Raw genomic sequence first — 20,630 nt, forward strand, 5'->3', positions numbered from 1 at the left:
CCGTCCGGCCACCGCAGCGTCACACCGGCGCCGTTACGCAACCGCCCGCAGCGCCCGGACGTCGCCGGATGGGTCGCCGGGACAGGGCGGTCGTCGACGTCGGCGGTGAGCATGGCATACCCGGGGAAACAGGTGAGCCAGTCACCCACCGTGGTGTTCGCGGGCCGCGGGACAGCGGCGACGTCCAGCTCGGCGGCGCAGCCGCTCGCCTCGGCCAGCATGCCGAGCGTTCCGACGATGCCGACCATGCTCACGTCCTTGGCGGCGCAGGGCCGGTGACGGCGTGGTAGGTCCAGCAGTGCCCGCAGTTCGGCGGTGCGCCGGCCGGACGTCGAGTCCCACTGCCGCCCGGAGTAGCCCGGGCGCCACTCGCCGCCCAGGTCGGCGGTGAGGGTCACCGCGTGCCCGGGCAGGCCGCCGCCGGCGGGGACCGGGTGCTCGGCCCGCCCGAGCGCTGTCACAGACAGGGCCGACGCGACGCCGAGCTGGGTGTGCCCGCCGAGGATCGGGACGCCGTACCGCTCCGCCGCGGCGCGCAGGCCCCCGATCACGCGGGCCACCCGGGACACCGTCGGGCCGGCGACCGCGTCCAGCAGGCCCACCGGCCGGGCGCCCATCGCCGCCAGGTCGTTGAGGTTCACCAGCACCCCGCACCAGCCGGCCCAGTACGGGTCGCGCTCGACCATCGACGGCACTATCGCGTCGCAGGCGGCGACCACGTCGGTGCCGGGCACCGGAGCGCCGTCGTCACCGACGAAACCCGGGCCGCCGGGGCGCATGCCCGCCAGCAGGTTCGCCAGCGGTGCCTTGATCGACGCGGCGACGGCGGCCAGCCGGTTGATGGGCCAGCGCATCAGCACATGGGGACGCCCGGCGACGGTCGTCGTCCCGGCGATCATCCAGCCGAGCCGGCCGAAGAAGCGGACCCGGTCGGTCTGCACCGCCGCGTCGAAGCGCAGCACACCCTCGTTCTCGGCGCGGGCGCACGCCGCCCGGACCAGCGCCGCACCGACCCCGGCGTACCGGCCGCGGGCCGCGGCGGCGACCACCAGCCGCCCGCCCTGCCAGGCCCCGATGTCGTCGCCCCGCCAGATCGGGGCGAGGCGCACCCCGCCGATCACAGTGCCGTCGTCGACGCCGCCGACGACCCGGGCGACCAGGACGACGGTGCGCGGGTCCGCGTCGACCTCGTCGAGGTCACCGGCGACGCTCGCCGGGAACAGGCCCTGCTCGTCGACGAAGACCTCCCGCCGCAGGCGGGCGTAGGCGGTGTAGGTGGCCAGGTCCACAGCCTGTTCGACCCGGTAGGGCGGCTGCCCGGCCAGCGCGCGCCGGTCGCCCCAGACCGCCAGCGTGTCCACCGTCCGGTTCCGGATCGGTGTGTGTCCGCCCGACAGCAGACCGGACATCTCGATCATCCCCCGGCCTGGGGCAGCGCCGAGCACGCCCCGCACGCCGCGCAGCCGGCGGCCTGGTCGGCGCCCCGCATCCCGGCGGCGGTCAGCGCGGCCGCCACCCGGGCGGTCACGTCCGCGACGAGGTCCGGCTCGGGCGCGCGGGCCCCGTCCCGCTCGGCGAGCGTTCCCGCCATCGGGCGGAACGGCACGACGAACGGATAGACACCCTGGGCGATGAGCCGTCGCGCACCCTCGACCAGCTCGTCGGGATTCTCGCCGAGCCCGAGGAGCAGGTAGGTCGACACCCGGTTCCAGCCGAAGACGCGCACGGCCTCCGTCCAGGCCCGCTCGTAGTGCTCCAGCGGGACGGTCGCCTTGCCGGGCGTCCAGCGGCGGCGCACCAGCGGGTCGAGCGACTCGACATGCATCCCGATGGTGCTCGCGCCGGCGGCGCGCAGCTCGGCGAGCACGGACAGGTCGGCGGGCGGCTCGCACTGCACCTGCACGGGCAGCTGCGGGACGGCCGCCACGACCGCGCGGACGCACTCGGCCAGCAGCGTGGCACCCCGGTCGGCGGCGGCGGTGCTGCCGGTGGTCATGACCATCTGCCGGACGCCGTCGAGCCGCACCGCGGCGCTGGCCACCTCCGCGAGCTGCGCCGGTGTCTTCAGCCGCGTGGTGGCACCGGCGCGCAGCGACTCCTCGATCGCGCAGAACCGGCAGCGGTCCGGCTCGCGGTACCGCACGCAGGTCTGCAGCACCGTGGTGGCCAGGACGTCCGCGCTGTGCAGGCGCGCGAGCTGCGAGTACGGCACCCCGTCGGCGGTGCTCAGGTCGTAGAACCTCGGCCGGCGCACCGGGGTGGCCTCGACGCCGAGATCGGCTCCGTCGAACAGCAGCCGGCCGGCGTCGACGGAGTACCTGCTGGTGGGGACGATCGGCAGTGCCAGCCCGCGGCCCTCGACGACGACGTGGCCGTCGTCGCTCGGGCCCGCGCCGCTGCGCCGCTGGACGGGCGCGGCGACCCGCACTCCCTGGACGGCGACGGCGCTGCGCAGGACGAGGCCGAGACCCCCCGGCGGCCGGGGATCGGACCGGGTGGCGGACCGGGGGCCGGGCGCGTCGTCGGGCCGGCGATCGATCGCCAGACCATTGTTCATCTGTGGTCTCCCGTCGGGAATCCGCGCCGGACCTGCCGGGGCGCGTGAACCAGCGCCCGCGGGCAGGGGCGGGAGAGCGGGGTGAAGATATGGATGAYGCCCGTTCCGGGACCGGACCGGTACCCGGAGGAGCGGTTGCTGTCTGCCGACCTGACGGCCGGACCGCGGCGTCCGGAAACGGCGCTCAGAGCATGTACGTCGAGTTCACGATCGCGCCCTTGCGGGTGTAGTAAATGACACAGTCCTGGATGTCGAGGGGGTGCGCGGGGATGACCCCCTCGATCAGGTCCTCCTCGCGCAGGCCGTGCAGCGACAGGCCGAACCGGCAGACGTAGACCTTCCCGCCCTCCTTGATGAAGGTCTCGATCTGCGCGTTGATGTTGTGCTYGCCGGCGAAGGCGGAATCGCCGGTGTGCGGGAAGCCCCGGGTGGCCATGCAGTTCATCGAACCCGGACCGTAGAAATAGATGACGGATTCAAAGCCTTTGCGCAACGCCCTGGTGGCCTGCAGGATCGCCACGAAACTCACCGAGGACTCGTGCGCGATGCCGTGGACGAGGGTCAGGTAGCACTCGCCGTCCTCGGCCTGGTAGTCGGGGAAGAGCTTGGTCGAGCCGTACAGATTGCTCCCGGGCGGCAGCGACGGGTGCGGAACCTCGGTGAGGCTCTGGCGCTCCAGCTCCGTCAGCTCCATCTGCGCTCCTGTCTCGGTCTGGTCGGAAGTGATCGACTACCACAGGTCTACCCGAGGTTGATCACTTCGCGCGGTCGTCAGATGTGGTCGCCGCGTGGGGTCCGGCGGCGGAACCCGCGGCGGATCTCGCGGCAGCGGGGTCGGGAGCGGATCCGCGGCGGAGGTAGAGGTCCTGGAAGTTCTCCGCCAGGACCCGGCGGGCGAGCTCCGGGTCGCCGATCGCGGCGGTGAGCCGCGAGAGCTCCCCCGGGTAGTCGCTCCACGGTTCGTCGCTGGCGAAAAGCAGCCGGTCGTGCCCGAGCCCGCGGCGCGCCACCTCGGCCGCGAACCACCGTGGAGCGAAGCCGATCGCCCAGCTGGCATCGGTGTAGACCCGTCGCCCGGCGGCGATCCAGTCGAAGAAGCGCCCGCCGATCAGCTTGATGTGCCCGCTCACCCCGCCGCCGAGGTGCACGAGGTGGACGGCGACCCGGTCGGCGTAGTCCTCCACCAGCCGCCCCATCCGGTCGATGTCGGCCGGCCCGCCCGGTGAGGTGTGGACGTGCACCACGAGGTCGTGGGCCTCGGCGACCGCGAAGATCCGATCGAGCGCGTCCCGGCAGGCCGGGTCGTGCACGTCCCCTCCCGGCAGGAAACTGAGCTTGAGCGCGGCCACGCCCGGCTCGCGGGCGAGTGCCAGTGCCTGGTCGGTGGCCTCGGTGTCGGCGGGGCGCGGGGAGACCCACAGGCCGGCGAGGATCCGGTCGTCGCGCTGTGCGGCCTCGACACAGAGCTCGTTGAGCCCGAACGGCACCGCCGGGTCCGGAACGCCGTAGTTCGGGATCACCAGTGCCGCCGCGGTGCCCTCGTGGTCCAGGTCGGCCCGCAGCTCGGCGATGGTGGCACGGGCACCGACGGTGGGGACGACTGCCGGCCCGCCGTAATAGGCGTGGGCCGGCAGCGTTCCGAGGTGACGGTGCCCGTCGTGTACGTCCGGTCGCGGCACGGTGGCAGTGAAGCACCCTGGTGTTTCCCGTGTGTGGCCAACGTGACAATCTGGTCGCGCCAATGGCACATTCTGGTCCCTGTTCTGCCAGAACCTGGTCCTGAGATCACCCCTCTGGGTAGTCGGAGCGCTGCCTCCGTCCGCTCGCTGTGATCTTTGTGTTGATCGCGCGGCTCGACCTGTCATCCCGGGAGCAAGCTGGACGCATGCGGTACGCGGTCATGGCAGACCTGCACGGAAAACGCAAAGCGCTGCGCCGGGTTCTGACGGCGGCCGGCCAGGCCGGCGTCGACGAGGTCGTGTGCCTCGGTGACTACCTGGAGGCGAAGGTGCCCATGCGCCGGCACGACCCGGCCCGCTTCTGGCCGCTCGACGAGGTCGTCGATCCCGACCCCGAACTGTGGGCCGAGCTCGTCGACGTGCGGCGTGTCCTCGGCAACCAGGAGGAGCGGATCCGGGATCTGCTCGAGCCGGAGCAGATCCCGGACCTGCTCGCGCCGTTGCTGACCGGTACATCGATCACCCACGTCGACTGCGCGGTGGGGATGCACGGGCACCAGATCGGCTGGGACTTCGACGAGGAGTCCGACGCCTTCGTTCCCCGTGCCGGGGACGTGCCCGCCGTTCCCCTGGTCCTGGTGGGGCACACGCACCGCCGGGCAGTGTTCGAGATCCGCTGGGGCGGGCCGGGGTCGGTGCGGTCCGTTCCCGTGACTCCCGGCCGGCCGGTACCGGTGCCCGTCCGGGCCCCCGGGGCCGAGCTCGTGACGACTGTTGTCAACGTGGGTCCGGCGATCGGGCGTCCGTCCAACTGGTTGTTCTTCGACGCGGACCGCGGCGAGGTGGTCTTCGAGGAGGCCTGACCCGATCTGGCCAGGCCTGCGACCTGCCGTTGGACCCTCGGGATTGGGACTTTAGTCCTGTCGCCTCTGGCATCTGGGGGTCGTAAAGTAGCTATACGTCCCGGCGAGTTTCGCGCAGAGCCTACGTTCCCCCCGTACGTCAGGAGCTGCGAGGCCCGCCGGGGCTTCTTCTTTTCCCGGTTCCCGGTTCCCGGCCCCGGTTCCCGGCCCCGGTGTCTCGGCTCCGCGTCGAGCCGTGCGAGTGATGCCGCAGTGCGCTGGTGATGCTGATGCAACGCCCTCGAAACACCGAACCCGTTCGTGCTGACTGTAGTCGGTTGGTCGCTGTGCCGGTCGTCAGAAGTCGGATCAGGTGGCGGCGGCTGTTCGCTGATACGGGTCCCGAGTCTCCCCGCAGTTCGGAGCGGGTGCCAAGCCGGTGTTCGGAACGGCCCGAACGGTGAGGGTCGTCGGCTGTACGACACCGGTTGGGCGCACCCATGTGGTGACAGACTTTCATTCCGATGATGACAATGCGAACATGGCTGATGATGTTCGGTAGTGCATGATGGATGTAAGCCTTCCTCTATCGCCCAGGCCGCGTGTGTCGTTACTTTCGGCTCGATGTCGGCCGGGGGGTGAYGGTCTGGCGGCGGCTGGATCGGCCCRGGTGCGGTCGCGGCGGTCAGTGCTGCGAAGTGGGTCTGTAGCCTGCCAACAGCAGGGTGGGGGCAAATCGACGTGATCCGGGCGGACCGGACCTTTGGTTTCCAGCAGTCGGATGGTCTGGTTTCGCGACGTTGGGAGCCGGCCTGGGGGCGAGCCGGTAGCGTGCGAGGCCGATCGCGTTGCGTGCGCGATCGACTACAGCGACTGGGCTCGTTGACCTAGGGGGGTTGAACTGGTGCAGGTCCCCGCGGCGCGCATCGTGTTTACACCGGAAGACCGGGCGGAGGTCGCGTCGGTCGCGGCCGAAGTCCTGACAACAGGCGCGCTCACACTCGGTGCGCACACCCAGGAATTCGAGGCGGCCTTCGCCGCGGCACACGGTGCTCCGTACGCGGTCGCCGTGAACAGCGGAACGGCCGCTCTGGAGATCATCCTCAGAAGTGTCGACGTGGACGGATTCGACGTCGTCGTGCCGACGAACACGTTCGCGGCGACGGCCTTCGCGGTACTACGGGCCGGCGGCAACCCGGTCTTCGCCGATGTGAGCGCGGACACCTTCGCGCTGAGCGCGGAGACCGTTTCGGCCGCTGTGACACCCCGGACGAAGGCGGTCGTCATCGTGCACATCGGCGGCCTCATTCCGCCGGACATCGACGAGCTGCGGGCCATTCTCGACGAACGCGGGATCGCCCTGGTGGAGGACGCGGCCCACGCGCACGGATCGAGCCTCGCCGGCCGGTACGCCGGCTCCTTCGGGCTTGCCGGATCCTTCTCGTTCTACCCCACCAAGCTGATTACCAGCGGTGAGGGTGGAATGGTCGTCACCGCGGACGAGCGGATACGGGACGAGGCCCGCGTCTACCGGGACCAGGGCAAGGCCGGATTCCTCGGCAACATTCACATCCGGCAGGGATACGCATGGCGGATGAGTGAGGTGCACGCGGCGACCGGGCGGGCCCACCTTCGGCACCTGGGCGCCTTCCTCGCCCACCGGCGTGATGTCGCCRCACGGTACGACCTGGAGATCGATGCGATGGGCGTGGACCGGCCGCGGGCAGTCGAGGGCGGCATCACCAACTACTACAAGTACCCCGTCCTGCTCGTCCCGGGTGCGGACCGTGCGCGCGTGAAGAAGGAGTTGCGGGAAGGGCACGGCGTCTCGCTCGCCGGTGAGGTGTACGAGGTCCCGCTGCACCAGCAGCCGATCTTCGAACAGTACGCCCGCGCCCATCTGCCGGTGGCCGAGGACATCTGTGCCCGGCACGTCTGCCTGCCGCTGCACTCCGACATGACCGAGGCGGAGGCCGAGCACGTCATCAGCTCGTTCCGCACCGTCATGCGCGCCCTCGACCTGGACGGTGCGTCCCGATGAGGATCGCGGTCACCGGAGGGTCCGGGTTCATCGGCGGCCATGTGGTCGACCGGCTGCTCGACGCCGGCCACGACGTCCTCTCCCTCGACCTGGCCGCATGCCACCGGCCGGACCCACGGGCCACCTACCGCGAGCTCGACGTGCTCGACCTGGACGCGCTCACCGACGCGTTCACCGGTGTCGACACCGTCTTCCACATCGCCGGGATGTCCAACGTCGACTTCGCGTTCGCCGATCCGGTGCGCACGGTGCGCCTCAACGTCGAGGGAACCGGCAAGGTCTGCGAGGCGGCCCGCCGCGGCGGCGTGCGACGGGTYGTCTTCGCCAGCACCGTCTGGGTCTACGGCGCGGTGGCTGACACCGCCGCACCGGTCGGTCCCGCTGAACCGCCTAGATCATCTGGCGCAGCAATTCCGCCGCCGTCCGGGCACAGCGACGGCCCCGTGCCGGAACCGCTGACCGAGGACGCCGAGATCATTCTCGCCCGGGCCGGCCACGTCTACACCTCGACGAAACTCGCGGCCGAGCTGCTCCTGCAGAGCTACCGGCAGACCTATGGCCTGGCATTCACCATCCTGCGGTACGGCATCCCCTACGGCCCAGGCATGCGGGACGAGCTGGTCCTCGCCCGGTTCGTCACCAACGCGATCGCCGGCCGCCCGCTCACCGTCGCCGGTGACGGCCAGCAGTTCCGGAAGTACGTCTACGTCCGTGACCTCGCTGATGCGCACGTGCTCGCGCTCGCGGACGCCGCGCGGAACACGACCATCGCCCTGGAGGGCGAGGAGCGGATCAGCGTGCTGGAGATGGCCCGGGCCGTCCAGGCGTACTTCCCCGAGGTCGCCATCGAGCATGTACCCGCGAGGCCCGGGGATTTCCGCGGCCGGGAGATCTCCGCCCGACGGGCGGCAGAGCTGCTCGACTGGCGTCCGACGACGCCGTTCCGTGACGGGGTCCGGCAGTACATCGAGTGGTATCAGGCGAATCGGCAGCCACCGGTGGTGGCTGCCCAGTCAGTCGGGGATCTCGGCGTCTCCGCGGCCTCATCGGAGTGAGCGTGACGAAGATGAACGGGATTGACGCGACCGTGAGCGGTATCGACGCGGTCGTGAGGGGGGCTGGTGCGGTCACGCCCGGCCCCGGTGTGGTCGTGAACGGGGCGCTGGCGGACGGCGGGCCCGATGCACGCCGAGGCAGGGTGCTGTTGCTTTCCGGCTCCCTTGGCATGGGCCATGACGTGATGGCCGAGGCCTGCGCCACGTCGCTGGCACGCCGTGGGTTCAGCACCMGGACCGCGGACAGCCTGCGCATGACGGACGGACGCAACGGCACGCTGGGGCAGAACGCCTTCCGCGGGCTCATCGCGGTTCCCGGCCTGTACGACGCGCTGCACTTCTCCCAGATTCGCACCGGTGGCCCGGTCGCCCGCGCGATCGAGCGGACGTCCAGCAGGTTCCTGGTGCCGCGGCTGCGCGAGGACCTGCGCGCCGAGCCGGTCGACATGGTCGTCTCGATCTTCGCCTCGGCGGCCGCCGCGGTCAGCCGGCTGAAGCCGGAGTTCCCGGGGCTGGTCACGGCGGTCTTCTCGTCGGACTGCTGTGTGCACCGCATCTGGGTGCAGGAGAACACCGATCTGTTCCTGGTGACGTCGCAGACCGCCGCCCGGTACGTGCGCAGGTTCTCGCCGCACGCGCGGGTTGCTGTTGTGCCGACGCCGGTCCGGGCCCCGTTCTACGACCCGCCGACGCAGGAGGAGGCGCGGGCCAACCTCGGGATCCCGCTGGAAAGCCGGTGCGTGCTGCTCATGTCCGGCTCGTGGGGGCTGGGACCGCTGGTGGAGGCGGCCGAGGCGCTCGCCAGGGCCGGAGTCTGGGTCCTCGCCGTGGCCGGGCGCAACGAGAAGCTCGCCGCGCGGCTCGCGGCGCTCGCCGAACGGGACCACCGGGTGATCCCGTTCGGGTTCACCACCCGTATCCCGGAGTTGATGGCTGCGAGTAACCTTGTCGTGACCTCGTCGGGTGACACCTGCAGCGAGGCCCGGGTCATCGGGCGCGACCTGCTGCTCATGGACGTCGTCCCCGGCCACGGGCGGGACAACCTGCAGAAGGAGCTCGACCGCGGCCACGCCGAGGTGACAAGCACCGACTCGCTGTCCCTGACCCGGTCAGCACTGGCCTGCCTGGATCGGGTCAAGCCACCCTCGCAGCGGGTCGCCGCCACGCCCCAGGCCTGGGAGCAGGCGTTCGGTGCGGCGTTGGCGCAGGTGGGCCTGGGCGCCAACTGGTGATGCCCGCCGCGGCACGATCCGTCGCGACACAACCCCGCCCAACGCCCGGTGTGTTCTGGAGAAGCGAAGTATCACGACATGAGCTCGGAGAGCCGTCACGTTGCGGCAGATGATGGTGCGGTGGCTGTCCGTGCCGGGGCGGTGCACCCCGGCTCGGCGGCCATCGGGAGCAGATGGGACGCTGCCACGGTGAGCCGCGTATGAACACGGCGCTCGTCCTCGGGCTGCCCATCACCATTGTCTCGGCGGCGCTGTACGGCGTCGCGCCGCTGTTGCAGGCGATGGCCGCCCGCCGCGAGGAGGCCGGCACCGGCCTGGGCCTGGGCCTGCTCGCCCGGCTTGTCACCCGGCCGCTGTGGCTGCTGGGCCTGGCCGTCGAGGCAGGCTCGTTCCTGCTCGAGGTGTATGCGCTGTCGGTGGCGCCAGTGGCCCTGGTGGCCCCGGTGATGGCTCTCGACATGATCGTTTTCACCCTGCTGGCCCGCCGGGCCCTGGGGGAGCAGATCAGCCGGGTCGGCTGGAGCGGTGTGGGTCTCATGGTGGCCGGCGTCGGCCTGCTGGCCTACGCGTTCCATCGCAACGCCGAGGTCGGCAGCCCGGCAGGCCGCAACGTCCTGTTCGCCTTCCTGGTGCTCGGGCTGATCTTCTCGTTGCTGTGCGCGTTCGGCGCGAATCTCGCGGCGGCCAGGCGGAAGATCGCGGGCGCCGCGCTGGGGTTCGGCCTGGCGGCCGGCGTCAGCTACGCCATCGCGACGCTGGCGACGCGTCAGATCGGCCTGGCCGTGCACGAGCACCGCAACGGCGACTCGCCGCTGGTCGACCTGCTGTCGACGCCGACCCCGTACATCCTGATCCTGTTCTCGGTACTCGCGCTGGGGCTGGAGCAGCGCGGCCTGCAGGGGCGCGCGGCTGTCATCGCCTTCCCGGTCACCAGCGGTGTCTCCGCGTTCCTGCCGGTGACGCTCGGCCTGACCCTGTTCGACGAGCCCGCTCCGGACGGCCCCCGGCTGCTGGCCTTCGTGGTGTCGCTGGTGATGGTCGCGGCCGGCATCGCCGCGCTCGGCCGGGACCGGATGGCTGCCAACCGGTCGATCGAGGAGGAGCTGGCGCTGGAGGATCTGCCGCCGCGTGACCCGACGTCCGGTGGCGCGGAACCACGCCCGGGCGCGGAGCGTCGCCGCACCGCCGACGACGGCTTCCTGACCGGGGACGTCCACGGGGTGGCGGACGAGCACTGGGCTGCTCCGGACGCCGGTTCGGGTCTCGGCGGCAGTGGGCCCACGGCCGGCGGCGCCTCCGCGCGGCGGTCCGGTGACCGGTTCGGGGTTGTCATTGACCCATTGCGGAGTGCGCAGCGCTGAGTAAAGATGCATCGCGTGGGTGAAATGTCCGGTGACACCGTCGGTCGCTGAGGGCGTTGCTTCTGGTGTTCGGGGTGTGGCCCCGCCTGGCCGGGATTGGTGGATCGCATGTATGCGGACGACTCGGGGTTTGACAGCGCAGGTCCCCAGACGGGCCACCAGGGTTCGGGCTACCAGTCCGTCACAGTCAGTCTGCCCAGCGACCTGTTGGACGTGGTTCTGCGCCGAGTCGGCCCGAACGGTCTGTCCGCCTACGTCGCGCAGGCGCTGTGGCGGCAGGAGCCGCGCGCATCCCTGATCGACTTCCACCGCTGGACGGCCGCGCTCAGCCGGGCCGCGCTCGAGCAGGAGCCTTCTCGGGCCGAGCCGCCGGCTCTGCACTGAGAAGCCTCCCGACGGGGCAGATAGATCCTGGTGCCGTGACCGGCACCAGGATGGACGGCCGGGCGCCCGGGCGATCGGGGGGTGAACCCGGGCGGCCGGCCACAGCGACTATCTCACGCACCGCGCATGGAGTGTTACCAAGAGTTTCTGGATGTGTGCATAGCGTGAGCGGGACCCCGGGTAGGACAGCATTCGCGACGATCATCCGTATCTGATGGCGCCCGATGCTGTCCGACCCGTCCGCCGCGTTACCGAGAGTCGGGGGCGAAGCGGTCGAGCGCCTTGCGGACCCGGGAGTTCGCCTGCGCGAAACTGATCTTCCCTTCCACGTACGCGGCGAGCGCCGCGCGTCGGACCCGCTCGACTCGCGGATCGGGCAGAGGGGTGTTCAGCAGGTTGGTCGTGGCGATGGCCACGGCAATCACCTCCCGGTACCAGGGGAACAGGGGACTACAACTCAATCCGCGGCGGGCGGACAGCGCGGCGCGGCAGACACGGCTGGCCGGTCACCCTGCTGACTTACCAGCCAGCCGGCAACCCGACGGCGCCCGCCGACGCCTGACCGGAGCCGGATGACCGCCGGCCGGGCGGTGCCGGCTGGACGATCTGGTCGGTGGGTGGCGGGCGGCGCGCGAGGCGCCGTGCGGGCGGGACGTGGGCCTTGCCTACGCGGGCGGCCTGCCGGGGGTGTGCCGGGCCTGATGCCGTGACCGGCTAGGCCCGGCCAGGTGCTCGCTCAGTGGCACTCACGGCGTCACTCCTCCGCTGCAGGACGGGCTCCGGGCGGCTGGAACCCGCCTTCGAACGCTACAAAGCCGATGCAGATGTCACCTTCGGTCAACGGTGACCGGGTGAACATCTACAGAGTGCGTGACTGCGGCTGGTTACGCAAGAGGCAGGGAACCGCCGCCACCAGGCTCGTCCCGGGCGGTGCCGGAACCCGGGGCACTCCGGGGCTGCTGCGGGCCCTCGGGCCCGCAGCGGGCGCGTGGCCGAGGCTCAGGGTGCGATCGAGGACGCCGGTGCGTCGAACTCGCCGTTCCGCACCCCGGCGAGGAAGGCGTCCCACTCCGCGCCGCTGAAGAGCAGGAGGGCGCGCAGCGGCGCGGTCGAATCGCGGACGGCCACGCCGCCGTCGACGTGCGCCACCTCGACGCACATGCCGCCCTCGCCGCTGCTGTAGGTGCTCCGGTGCCAGGCCAGGGCCATCGGATCCGGGACTGCCGGCTTTCTGGACGTTCTCACCGAAAATCCTCCGAAACATCCGCTATCAGGGCCGCGGAGTCCGCCGGGCTCAGCGCGGACGCCGTCAGACGATCAAGACTGACTCTATAGCGCCGAATTTCGGCGGGACGTTCGAGGTAGAGGCTTCCGGCGCCTTTCTCTATATAGACCACGTCGTGATCCGTCTCGTCTGCGAAAGTCAGAACGGAGAATGTGCTGCCGAGCCCGGCATGTGCCCCGACGGAGAGGGGAAGCACCTGAACGGTGACATTCGGGAGCTCGGTGGTCCGATTGATCTGCGTGAGCTGGGCGCTCATCGCGGCGGTCCCGCCGACCGGCCGCCGTAGCACGGCCTCGTCGAGGATCACCTGAAGCCGTGGCGGATTGTCCTCGCGCAGCCGAGACTGCCGGTCCAGCCGGAGAGCCACCCGGCGTTCGATCTCGTCCTCCGACGCCTCGGGCAGGCTTGCCCGCATCACCGCCCGCGCGTAGTCGGCTGTCTGCAGCAGGCCGTGGACCAGCTGCGGCTCGTAGACGCTGATCGACGAGGCCCCTGCCTCCAGGCCGATGTAGACCTCGAACCATGCCGGTACGACGTCCTGGTAGGCCTGCCACCAGCCATGCCGGCGGGACTCGCGGGCGAGCGCGAGCAGGGCCTCGCGATGCTCGCCCGGCGGCACCCCGTACAGCTGCAGCAGGTCGGCGACGTCCCTGGTCCGGACGGGCAGGCGCCCGTTCTCCAGTCTGCTGATCTTGGATGCCGAGCACCGCAGCGCCTCGCACGCCTGCTCCACCTCGATGCCCGCGGCCTCACGCAGCCGCCGCAGCTCGCCGCCGAGCCGGCGGCGCCGCACGGTCGGGCCGCTGTTTCTCGCTGTCACCTGGTCCTCCTCCAGGGATTGCGTCGGCAGTGACGCGTTCCGTCACGTATCCACAAACTGATGGCATAGATAGTGCGCAATCTGTAGCGAAACCATCACGCAAGACCTTGCATATGCGTCATGCAAGCTCCATGCTGCAGAAGCGGTGCTCACCTTGAGTGGCGAAAGCGAGCTCCTGGGTGAGATGTTGTCGACGATTGGACCTACCAGGGGGAGCGTCGGTGGTGGTCGGGGCGGCGTGGGCAGCCACAGCTCGGCGCCGTCCGCTGCCTGCCCCGGGCGCTGCCTGCCCGGGCGCGGTGGTACTTCCACCCGCTGGTCTGATCATCTCAGTGATCGCGTCCGGAGTGGGCCCTTTCCGCGGCCGGGACCGCGGCGGCCGGGCTCCGGTGGACGTACAGGCAGAACCGGAGACCCGATGAACTGTTATCCGCGCGGCAGGAGTTCCTGCGGCAGACGCGTTCGCCCGGCCACGGCCAGATCAGGAGAGAAGGACGACCCGGAATCATCGTCGATGTTCGGGGTCATCCTGTTCACGGGCGGTCCGCGCCGCGCGCGCCGGATCGTCCTCGCTTTCGACTCCGCCTCCGACGCCGACGCGTTCGCTGTGGAGAACCACTATGTGGACTATCTGGTCGCGCCCCTGTCCTTCCTGGCGCCGGCCGGCACCCGCCGGATCCGATGATGTGCCACGAGACCGCCGCGACGGCGGGGAGAAGAAAGGCGGGAGCACGATGAGCCGGCGATTCCTGGTCTTCGACGGTGACGGCGAGCTCGTCGGTGCCTTCGCCGCGTGGGAGGACGCCCATGCCTGGGCCCACCTGCGCTCGGCCGAGCCCGCGACGATCGGTCCCGTGCAGGTCGAGGACCGCGACGAGCGCCGCACCTGGACGATGGACGGTGGCGACCACTGCCGGCTGACGGTCTGGCGGCGGCACGTCGAGTACGGCTACTGCGCGCCATCGTCGCCCGAGCCGGTGCCGCCGACCACCTTCGTCCCGCCCTCCGCCCCGCCGCCGGGCACCGTGGGCCCGCGTCCGCGGAGCCGTCAGCGCCGGCAGGTCATCGCCTCCTGACACCGGCCGGCGACGCCGGGTCCGAGCCAGCCGCTCGCGGATGGGGGAGCAGCGCCGAGACCGCCGTGGTCGGCCCGTCCGCGCCCGGCCCGTCCGCGCTCTGTGTGGATGAGGTCTCCTGCCCCGCACGGCGTGGGTGAGGTGCGAACGCGGCGTGCCACAGCAGCGCGGCGAGGAGAGCGGCGGCCGCCGCGAAGTAGCTGTTGGCGAGGGCGATCTGCCCGGCGGAGTGGGCCAGCTCGAGGTTCCCGCCGTGCGGTACCCACCAGATCGGGGCGAGGGCGGCCAGGGCGTAACCGGCCCCTGCCGCGGCGCGCCCCCAGGGCGGGCGCTGCGGGCCGACGGACAGCCCGAGCAGCAGTGGCACCAACCAGACCCAGTGGTGACTCCAGGAGATCGGCGAGGTCAGCAGGCCGGTCAGTGCACAGGTCGCGCCGCCGAGCAGCGGTCGCCCGCGGCGGGCCAGCAGAACCGCGGCGGCCAGGCCAGCCGCCAGCAGCACCCCGGCGAGCGGCAGATACAGCGGCCTCGCCCCCTCCGCGCCGCCCATCAGCCGGGACAGCACGCCGAACAGCGACTGGTTCCCGGTGTAGGGGATGCCGCCGATGTGCCCTGCGTCGAAGAACGTGTGCGTCCAGTAGGTGGCGGAGGGCCGGGGACTGACGGCGAACCCGACGGCGACCGTCGCGCCGAAGGAGGCCGCCGCCGCGGCGGCATCGCGCCAGCGGCCGGTGAGCAGAAGATAGGGCAGAAAAATCAGCGGCGTCAGTTTGATCCCGGCGGCGATGCCGGTCAGCACTCCGCGCGGAACAAACCTGCACCGCCCGAACAGGTCATGGGCGACCATGAGCGCGAGAACGACGTTGATCTGCCCGAAGCTGACGGTACTCCGTACTGGTTCGAGTAACAGCGCGAAGCCGGTGAGGGAACAGCAGGCCACGATGCGCAGGCGCCGCCTCGGTGTGACGGCTGCTGCCCGGGCCGAAAAGCCGCAGGTCGATCCACCTGTGCTGGCCACGCTCGCCACGCAGAGGGCCTGGAGGGCGCAGAGGGCGCAGAGGGCGCCGAGACAGGCCAGCGTGGCGAACGTCCAGAGGACCTGCGCAAGCTGGCCGGGCAGCAGCGCGATCGGCGCGAACGCGGCCGCGGCGAAAGGCGTGTACGTGAAGGGAAGGCCGGAAGCGCTGTCCGGTTCGGCGTAGGGGTCGCCGCCGGCCAGGATCGCGTCTCCGCCCATGCGGTAGATGTTGAGATCGACCAGCCTGCTGGTGGCGGCGAAATACAGGAAAGCGGCGGAGAAGGCGATTCCGAGCCCGATTCCGAGCACGACTCCCGCCGTGGCAGGTGCGGTCCAGGTGCCTGGTTTCCGGATGGTGACCGTCAACGAATCTTCCAGCTTGGGGCCCGGGGGCAGTGGGCGGTGCGGAACTCGCGGCGGAACTGCGGAAATTTACGCGCCCACTCTAGAGCGCTGTTCCCCCGGGCGGTGGACGGCTGTTCGACAGATGGGTCTCCGGTGGTGAAAACCGATGTTCTTCCAATGGAGGATCACGGCCTGGGCGATGGCTGCTGCGGGTGTGAGCCCGGAGGCGTCCGGTGCCCGCCGGGAGGATGCGGATTCAGGCGCGCAGGAACTCGAGGATGGGCCTGGTCTGGCCGGCGATACTGTGCGCCACACCGGGGAGCATGGTCACGCTGGCGTGCGGGACGTTCTGCGCCAGGCGCCGGGCGGTCTCCTGGGAGTCGAGCAGGGCGTCGCGCTCCCCGACGATCACGAGCATCGGCATGACGAGCCGGCGCAGGGCCTCGTCCGAGAAGACCGGCATCCGGTCCCGGCGGGGCCTGGACGACCGGTGGATCAGCGTCATGTAGTTGAGGAACTCGCTGTTCTGCGGGGTGGCGCTCGGCGTGGTCGTGGTCGTGGCCGTGGCCCGCGGGCTGCCGTCGACGCCCGCGACGAGCCGCATCGTCCGGCGCGCCCCCCACGTCCCGAACGGCTGCAGCAGGATCGCTTTGGGTGTCCAGCCGAACTTCTGCCGGCCGACACCCCCGGGGCACAGGACGGCCACCCGGTCCACCCGGTCCGGCCGCCGGGTGGCGAAGTCCAGTGCCAGCCAGCCGCCCAGGKACGCCCCGACCACAGCCGTACGCGCGATTCCCAGCTCCCGCAGGACATCGTCCAGCCACAGGGCGTACGCCTCCGAGTCCAGCGGGGGGCGCGCCGGCGCGCTACGCCCCGGCTCGCCGATCACGTCGACGGCATACACCCGGAACTGCTCCGACCACGCCGGGACGTCGCCGAGCCAGATCGCCGAGTTCGTCCCCCCACCGTGGAACAGCAGCACCGGGGGCGCCTCGGCCGGGCCGGATGCGACGACGAAGGTCTCGCCCTCCCGCGTGGCGAGGCGCAGGTGCTCGGAGGGCACCGACCATCGGTCGAGGAGGTCGCCGTAGCGACGGAGGACCTCGTCCCGACCGCTCTCGGACCGGTAGATGCTGCTGGGCTGCCCGTCCACAGGACCGTCCTCTCGCTGTGTGAACCCAGGTCGCCATGCGGAGCCACGCCGTCCGCTCACGAGTCGAGTACTGCCTGGACGAGCCGTAGGACCGTCACCGTGTCGTCGGGCCCGGCCAGGATGATGATCTTCAGCCGGGCGCTCTCCTCGTCGTAGGCCGTCTCGATCCGTACCCGCGTCCCGTGGCGGCCGGCGGCGGCACCCGTGAGCTGGGTGGTCACCCGGCTCGCCGTGTCCGGATCGATCGCCTCGACCTCGACGATGCTGGACACGTCGACCCGCCGCCGACGCCCTGCGGTCTCCCGCGCGGGCGGTGCCAGCGAGCGGCCCGTGAAGGTCTCGAGATCGTCGTGCCCGATCCGGTACTGCTTGCCGATGCGGACCGCCTTCAGTCGGCCGTCGCGCACGTAGCCACGCACCGTCCGGACGTGCAGGCCCAGGAGATCGGCGACCTGATCCACGGAGTAGAGACCTTCCATAAACACACTCTACATGCTTGATCAGTGAGGAAGTTTAGGGAGTGATAGGGAAGGAAGGGGTGGGATGGGTGATGCCCGTGGTCGATCTCCGAAGGCCCTGCCGTCGCTGTCGGAAGCTCGCGGGTGCGCGATCGGGTGCGCGATGGTGGCGGTGGAGCCCGCGGGCCGCCGAGAAGGCCGTGGTCGGAGCCAGTGCCGGCGCCGAGTGCGAAGAGCCACTGTGTTGTAGCTCCGGTGCGGGGGGTGAGCGCGGCAAGGATGGGGTGTAGTCACGTCGGGTATCCGTCCGACGACCCGGAGGGAGACGCGTTCCCGGTGAAGGCCATCCTCGTACACCGTGYCGGTCCGCCCCGCGAGCTTCAGCTGGCCGAAGTGGCCCGGCCGGAGCCTGGCCCCGGYGAGGTGCTGATCCGCGTGCACGCCGCGGGAGTGAACCCGCCGGACTGGTACGCGCGGTCCGGATTCGGCCTCATCCCCGAGCCGCTGCGGCCCACCGTCGCGTACCCGTTCACGCCCGGAACGGATGTGTCAGGCGTGGTCGTGGCGGCCGGGCCCGGGGTCACCGCCTGGGCGCCGGGAGACGAGGTCTTCGGGCTGCTCCGCTTTCCCACCACGATCGAGGCATCGAAGGGTTACGCGGAGTACACCACCGCGCCCGCCGCGGACCTTGCCCGTAAGCCGGCCGCGCTCGACCATGTCCAGGCCGCGGCCGTCCCCATGGCCGGCCTGACCGCGTGGCAGTACGCCGTGGACATCGCCCCGGTGCTTCCCGGGACGACGGTGCTGGTCAACGGTGCGGCCGGTGGGGTCGGGCACTTTCTCGTCCAGCTGGCCCGCCACCGCGGGGCCTCCCGGGTGATCGCCGTCGCGTCCACCTGCCACGAGGACTTCCTGCGCGGTCTCGGGGCCGACGAGTACATCGACTACACGACGACCGACGTCGCGGAGGCGGCGAAGGATGTCGACCACCTCTTCGACACGGTCGGCGGCCCGCACGGCCACCGCCTCACCCCCGCGGTCAGGGACGGCGGCCTGATCAGCCCTGTCTTCTTCGGCGACTACCACGACGCCGACCTGGCTCGGCGCGGCATCAAGACCGCGAGCGGTCAGGTCCGCTCCTCGGGCACGCAGCTGGCCGAGCTCGCCGACCTGCTCGCGACCGGCACGGTCCGCGTCGGCATCGACAGCGTCTACCCGCTCGCCGAGGCGTGGCGGGCACATGAGCGGGCCGAGCAGGGGCACATCCAGGGAAAGATCGTCCTTGCGGTGTCCGACCGCTGACGTACGGTCGTGAGCGGTTCCGCGCCTGCGGGCAGGTTGCCGACGGTCCGCACCCCGACCGGTGGACAGCGGCGGTGCCGTGTCGAGGTGGCGGCGCGGGGCCGTGGCGGCGGAGGCAGGCGCGGGGGTTATGCGTCCGAGGTGGATGCGGCAGATCTCGTGAAGGTCATGTGCGTGACGCCGCTGGGCGTGGTCACGGACTCGATCGTGAAACGCTTCTCCAGCGCCTCAAGACCGTCCCACAGCCGTTCACCGCGACCGAGAATGATCGGAACGACGACGATGTGCAGATGGTCGATCAGATCCGCGGCCAGGAAGTCGCGGACGACGGTCGGTCCGCCGCCGATGCGGACGTCGAGACCGCCGGCCGCCTCGCGTGCCAGCCGCAGGGCCTCCTTCGGTGTGGCCTCGAGGAAGTGGAACGTCGTCCCGCCTTCCATCTCCACCGGTGGGCGAGAGTGGTGGGTCAGGACGAAGACCGGCGTGTGGAACGGGGGATTCGGCCCCCACCACCCGTTCCACTCATGGTCCTGCCAGGGTCCGCGCTGCGGCCCGAACTTGTTCCGCCCCATGATCTCGGCGCCGATTCCGTTCGCCCAGGTGCCTGCCACGGCGTCGTCGACACCGGTCCCGCCGGCGGCGGCGTTGCCGTGCATGTGCTGAAACGTCCTGGTCTGGAACGCCCATCGGTGAAGCCGCTCGCCGGCATGCCCGAACGGCGACTCCAGGCTCTGTCCCTCACCGGTGGCGAAGCCGTCGAGCGACACGGAGAAGTTGTGGACCCGGACCAGGGACATGACGTTGCCTCCCGTATGACCGTGAAACGTAGCGCGCAGGCCCCGCCCTTCAGGGCGGGGATAGCGCGTCAACTCCGCCATCAGGGTAGCGGTGGATAGGGGTATTCTGCCGGCCGTGGGGAGTCGGGTGGTGAAGCGGGCGTACCGTTACCGTTTCTACCCGACCCCCGATCAGGTGGAACAGTTAGCGAAAACGTTTGGTTGTGTGCGTTACGTGTACAACCGGGCGTTGGCCGAGCGGCGCCGGGCGTGGGTTGGGGAACGGCGCCGGATCGGCCACGCCGAGACGGACAGGATGCTCACCGGGTGGAAGCGCGACCCCGGGACGGTGTGGCTCGCCGAGCCGTCGAAGGGCCCGTTGCAGGCGGCGCTGCGGCATCTGCAGAGGGCGTTCGTGAACTTCTGGGAGAAACGGGCGGGCCCTCCGTCGTTCAAGAAGAAAGGCAGGGCGCTCGACGCGGCGACCTGTTTCCGCAACTGCTTCACCTTCCGCGACGGGCGGATAAGGCTGGCGAAGCAGGAGCAGCCGTTGGACATCGTCTGGTCGCGTCCCCTGCCGGAGGGGGTTCGGTGAACCGGGCGAAGGCCCGCGCTCGGGTGTCGAGGATCCATGGTCGGATCGCGGACCGGCGGCGCGATCGTCTGCACAGGCTGTCCACGAGGATCATCCGCGAGAACCAAACGGTGGTCATCGAGGAYCTGTCTGTGCGTTCCATGGTCCGCAACCACTCGCTGGCGCGTGYGATTTCCGATGCGTCCTGGTCGGAGCTGYGGCGGATGCTGGAGTACAAGGCCGGCTGGTATGGCCGCACCGTCATCGYGATCGACCGGTTCTRYCCGTCGTCCAARACCTGTTCGGTGTGCGGGTCGAGGGTGGAGAAGCTGCCGCTCGACGTCCGGGAATGGACCTGCCAYCGCTGTGGCACGGTCCACGATCGGGACGTGAACGCGGCGACGAACRTTCTGGCCGCGGGGCTCGCGGTTGCTGCCTGTGGAGAGGGAGTGAGACCACCTCGCTCCCAGGAGTGAGGAGGCGTCCGTCGATGAAGCAGGAACCTGTATCGCGAGGTACAGGAATCTTCGGCCTTCAGACCGGAGAGGATGTCAATCGGCAGTGGTTGCGACAGGCAACCGATGCCTGCACAAGACTAGCTGGGTGATCGCCGGGCAGGTACCCGGCGCCTGAACGGCGGCCGCGCGCGGGTCAGCGTGTCGAATGATGATC

20 protein-coding genes and 1 pseudogene are annotated in these 20,630 nt (G+C 70.7%); 10 read left to right on the plus strand and 11 right to left on the minus strand.

Annotation, left to right across the window (positions count from 1 at the left end):
- From CC117_RS32960 to CC117_RS32975, 4 genes are all read right to left on the minus strand, one after another.
- Positions 1 to 1,409, minus strand: a 1,409-nt coding sequence (locus tag CC117_RS32960; protein ID WP_071092155.1) for an MSMEG_0567/sll0787 family protein, incomplete at its 3' end; no start/stop codon positions are given.
- 5 nt (positions 1,410 to 1,414) lie between these two features.
- The gene (locus CC117_RS32965; protein WP_084133148.1) at positions 1,415 to 2,557 is read right to left on the minus strand and encodes an MSMEG_0568 family radical SAM protein; all 1,143 of its coding nucleotides are present in this window, start codon (positions 2,555 to 2,557) and stop codon (positions 1,415 to 1,417) included.
- Positions 2,558 to 2,741: 184 nt separating this feature from the next.
- Positions 2,742 to 3,251, minus strand: a complete 510-nt coding sequence (locus tag CC117_RS32970) for an MSMEG_0572/Sll0783 family nitrogen starvation response protein (RefSeq protein ID WP_071092106.1) — start codon at positions 3,249 to 3,251, stop codon at positions 2,742 to 2,744.
- A 61-nt stretch (positions 3,252 to 3,312) separates the two neighbouring features.
- Positions 3,313 to 4,236, minus strand: coding sequence for an amidohydrolase family protein (locus tag CC117_RS32975; protein WP_071092109.1), 924 nt, complete (start codon positions 4,234 to 4,236; stop codon positions 3,313 to 3,315).
- Between the two features lie 206 nt (positions 4,237 to 4,442).
- Here CC117_RS32975 and CC117_RS32980 point away from each other — a divergent pair, with 206 nt between their 5' ends.
- From CC117_RS32980 to CC117_RS33005, 6 genes are all read left to right on the plus strand, one after another.
- Entirely contained in the window at positions 4,443 to 5,099 is a 657-nt protein-coding gene (locus CC117_RS32980; protein WP_071092112.1) for a metallophosphoesterase family protein, read from the plus strand.
- An 883-nt stretch (positions 5,100 to 5,982) separates the two neighbouring features.
- The gene (locus CC117_RS32985; protein WP_071092115.1) at positions 5,983 to 7,119 is read left to right on the plus strand and encodes a DegT/DnrJ/EryC1/StrS family aminotransferase; all 1,137 of its coding nucleotides are present in this window, start codon (positions 5,983 to 5,985) and stop codon (positions 7,117 to 7,119) included.
- Positions 7,116 to 8,174, plus strand: coding sequence for an NAD-dependent epimerase/dehydratase family protein (locus CC117_RS32990; protein WP_071092117.1), 1,059 nt, complete (start codon positions 7,116 to 7,118; stop codon positions 8,172 to 8,174). The genes CC117_RS32985 and CC117_RS32990 overlap by 4 nt, the downstream gene beginning before the upstream one ends.
- A gap of 11 nt (positions 8,175 to 8,185) precedes the next feature.
- On the plus strand, positions 8,186 to 9,406 hold the full coding sequence (locus CC117_RS32995) for a glycosyltransferase family protein (RefSeq protein ID WP_241830629.1): 1,221 nt from the start codon (positions 8,186 to 8,188) through the stop codon (positions 9,404 to 9,406).
- Positions 9,407 to 9,606: 200 nt separating this feature from the next.
- Complete coding sequence (locus CC117_RS33000) at positions 9,607 to 10,767, plus strand: hypothetical protein (protein WP_071092120.1); 1,161 nt, start codon at positions 9,607 to 9,609, stop codon at positions 10,765 to 10,767.
- Positions 10,768 to 10,875: 108 nt separating this feature from the next.
- On the plus strand, positions 10,876 to 11,151 hold the full coding sequence (locus CC117_RS33005; RefSeq protein WP_071092123.1) for a type II toxin-antitoxin system CcdA family antitoxin: 276 nt from the start codon (positions 10,876 to 10,878) through the stop codon (positions 11,149 to 11,151).
- A gap of 248 nt (positions 11,152 to 11,399) precedes the next feature.
- On the opposite strand, the gene CC117_RS38355 is transcribed toward CC117_RS33005, so the two are convergent.
- From CC117_RS38355 to CC117_RS33015, 3 genes are all read right to left on the minus strand, one after another.
- Complete coding sequence (locus CC117_RS38355) at positions 11,400 to 11,567, minus strand: hypothetical protein (protein ID WP_198542072.1); 168 nt, start codon at positions 11,565 to 11,567, stop codon at positions 11,400 to 11,402.
- A 583-nt stretch (positions 11,568 to 12,150) separates the two neighbouring features.
- Positions 12,151 to 12,396 carry a DUF397 domain-containing protein gene (locus tag CC117_RS33010; RefSeq protein WP_407673631.1) on the minus strand — a complete coding sequence of 82 codons (246 nt, stop codon included), beginning with the start codon at positions 12,394 to 12,396 and terminating at the stop codon, positions 12,151 to 12,153.
- The gene (locus CC117_RS33015; protein WP_071092130.1) at positions 12,393 to 13,256 is read right to left on the minus strand and encodes a helix-turn-helix domain-containing protein; all 864 of its coding nucleotides are present in this window, start codon (positions 13,254 to 13,256) and stop codon (positions 12,393 to 12,395) included. The genes CC117_RS33010 and CC117_RS33015 overlap by 4 nt, the downstream gene beginning before the upstream one ends.
- A gap of 514 nt (positions 13,257 to 13,770) precedes the next feature.
- Between CC117_RS33015 and CC117_RS38360 the strand changes: the two genes are divergently transcribed.
- Together CC117_RS38360 and CC117_RS33020 are read left to right on the plus strand one after the other, a co-directional pair.
- A complete protein-coding gene (locus CC117_RS38360) occupies positions 13,771 to 13,941 on the plus strand; it encodes a hypothetical protein (RefSeq protein WP_198542073.1) in 171 nt (56 codons plus the stop codon).
- A 49-nt stretch (positions 13,942 to 13,990) separates the two neighbouring features.
- Positions 13,991 to 14,332, plus strand: a complete 342-nt coding sequence (locus tag CC117_RS33020) for a hypothetical protein (protein ID WP_071092165.1) — start codon at positions 13,991 to 13,993, stop codon at positions 14,330 to 14,332.
- Here CC117_RS33020 and CC117_RS33025 read toward each other — a convergent pair.
- The 3 genes from CC117_RS33025 to CC117_RS33035 form a co-directional block, all read right to left on the minus strand.
- Positions 14,319 to 15,716 carry a glycosyltransferase 87 family protein gene (locus CC117_RS33025; protein ID WP_071092132.1) on the minus strand — a complete coding sequence of 466 codons (1,398 nt, stop codon included), beginning with the start codon at positions 15,714 to 15,716 and terminating at the stop codon, positions 14,319 to 14,321. The genes CC117_RS33020 and CC117_RS33025 overlap by 14 nt on opposite strands.
- A 235-nt stretch (positions 15,717 to 15,951) precedes the next feature.
- Positions 15,952 to 16,848, minus strand: a complete 897-nt coding sequence (locus CC117_RS33030) for an alpha/beta fold hydrolase (protein ID WP_071092141.1) — start codon at positions 16,846 to 16,848, stop codon at positions 15,952 to 15,954.
- Positions 16,849 to 16,904: 56 nt separating this feature from the next.
- The gene (locus CC117_RS33035; RefSeq protein ID WP_071092143.1) at positions 16,905 to 17,327 is read right to left on the minus strand and encodes a helix-turn-helix domain-containing protein; all 423 of its coding nucleotides are present in this window, start codon (positions 17,325 to 17,327) and stop codon (positions 16,905 to 16,907) included.
- Between the two features lie 315 nt (positions 17,328 to 17,642).
- Between CC117_RS33035 and CC117_RS33040 the strand changes: the two genes are divergently transcribed.
- Positions 17,643 to 18,608 (plus strand): NADP-dependent oxidoreductase, encoded by a 966-nt coding sequence (locus CC117_RS33040; protein ID WP_071092146.1) that lies wholly within the window; start codon positions 17,643 to 17,645, stop codon positions 18,606 to 18,608.
- Between the two features lie 128 nt (positions 18,609 to 18,736).
- On the opposite strand, the gene CC117_RS33045 is transcribed toward CC117_RS33040, so the two are convergent.
- Positions 18,737 to 19,405: a dihydrofolate reductase family protein gene (locus CC117_RS33045; protein ID WP_071092149.1), complete on the minus strand. Its 669-nt coding sequence runs from the start codon at positions 19,403 to 19,405 to the stop codon at positions 18,737 to 18,739.
- 130 nt (positions 19,406 to 19,535) lie between these two features.
- On the opposite strand from CC117_RS33045, the pseudogene CC117_RS40810 reads away from it, so the two are divergent.
- Positions 19,536 to 20,434, plus strand: a pseudogene (locus CC117_RS40810) (RNA-guided endonuclease InsQ/TnpB family protein).
- Positions 20,435 to 20,630 lie beyond the last annotated feature (196 nt).

Origin of the sequence: Parafrankia colletiae, assembly GCF_001854655.1 — a bacterium.
Classification (GTDB): Bacteria; Actinomycetota; Actinomycetes; order Frankiales; family Frankiaceae; genus Parafrankia; species Parafrankia colletiae.

Excerpts from the sequence above, each read along its gene's own strand:
- CC117_RS32965 (WP_084133148.1), bottom strand. The coding sequence starts at position 2,557 with ATGAACAATGGTCTGGCGATCGATCGCCGGCCCGACGACGCGCCCGGC.
- CC117_RS32980 (WP_071092112.1), top strand. The coding sequence starts at position 4,443 with ATGCGGTACGCGGTCATGGCAGACCTGCACGGAAAACGCAAAGCGCTG.
- CC117_RS33000 (WP_071092120.1), top strand. The coding sequence starts at position 9,607 with ATGAACACGGCGCTCGTCCTCGGGCTGCCCATCACCATTGTCTCGGCG.
- CC117_RS33005 (WP_071092123.1), top strand. The coding sequence starts at position 10,876 with ATGTATGCGGACGACTCGGGGTTTGACAGCGCAGGTCCCCAGACGGGC.
- CC117_RS38360 (WP_198542073.1), top strand. The coding sequence starts at position 13,771 with ATGTTCGGGGTCATCCTGTTCACGGGCGGTCCGCGCCGCGCGCGCCGG.
- CC117_RS33020 (WP_071092165.1), top strand. The coding sequence starts at position 13,991 with ATGAGCCGGCGATTCCTGGTCTTCGACGGTGACGGCGAGCTCGTCGGT.
- CC117_RS33035 (WP_071092143.1), bottom strand. The coding sequence starts at position 17,327 with ATGGAAGGTCTCTACTCCGTGGATCAGGTCGCCGATCTCCTGGGCCTG.
- CC117_RS33045 (WP_071092149.1), bottom strand. The coding sequence starts at position 19,405 with ATGTCCCTGGTCCGGGTCCACAACTTCTCCGTGTCGCTCGACGGCTTC.